An 856-nucleotide genomic window follows, 5' to 3' on the forward strand; every position below is an offset into this window, starting at 1 on the left:
GGCGGACAGTTGTGGGCTGATCGCCCCCGTCATCCCGTACCGGGCCGCGACCTGCGACTGCTGCGACACCAACCGGGCGTCATCGTCACCGCACCCGCCGGCCAACTGGTCGTGAATCCCGGCCAGGGCCCGGTATTTGGTCCAGAGCAGAAACGATTCCCCCGCCCGACAGGTGGTGATCGCATCCATCAGATCGTTGATGTGCCCACAGGCTGCGTCGTCGGCGACCCGCCCGACCTGCAGGTGTAGGCCGATGCGGGTGGGGTCTTCGGTTGCCCACCCGTAGCGGGACACCGTCGCACGCGACGGCGGGACAGAAGTACCGGTAGTGGACATCAGGTGCTCCGAACACGCAGGGACAAACCATCTACAAAAAGAGGTGCTTCCCACGTTCGGCGGCCCACCCACGATCAGGGCCTTCGCTACTATGTTCGATTCTACCCCATGGTCGACCGCAAACCAAGAGAAAAACGGACACCAATCTTATAGACCGGCCCGCAGCGGCTGGCGCTCGCGGGCAACAGATTTCGCACACACCGCCGCCGCCGGACTGTCGACAAACCCGACTCCCGAAGCCACATCCGACACCCCGAGGCTGTCGGATATGCGCCGCCGAGTCGGATCTACGTCGCCAGCCCCGCCGCGCCGGTCGTCGACAAACCGCCGGCCGGGCACCCCAACTCAACCCGCCGCCCGACGTCCCCGTCCAGGCCATGTCGGCACCGACACCGTCGACCAGGTGAGCCCGACGCGGAAGCCCTCAATGTCCCGAAACTCGTTCCCCCGTTGCGCTCTTCGGCTCACGGCCCCTCGTTACACCGAAGCTCGTCCCTCGCTTCGGCACTCGGGGAGCAGA

1 protein-coding gene is annotated in these 856 nt (G+C 66.0%); it reads right to left on the reverse strand.

Features of this window, described 5'->3' with window-relative positions:
- Positions 1–336, reverse strand: a 336-nt coding sequence (locus HH308_RS29300; protein WP_170197822.1) for a hypothetical protein, incomplete at its 3' end; no start/stop codon positions are given.
- Positions 337–856 lie beyond the last annotated feature (520 nt).

Source organism: Gordonia asplenii, assembly GCF_012933505.1.
Taxonomy (GTDB): Bacteria; Actinomycetota; Actinomycetes; order Mycobacteriales; family Mycobacteriaceae; genus Gordonia; species Gordonia asplenii.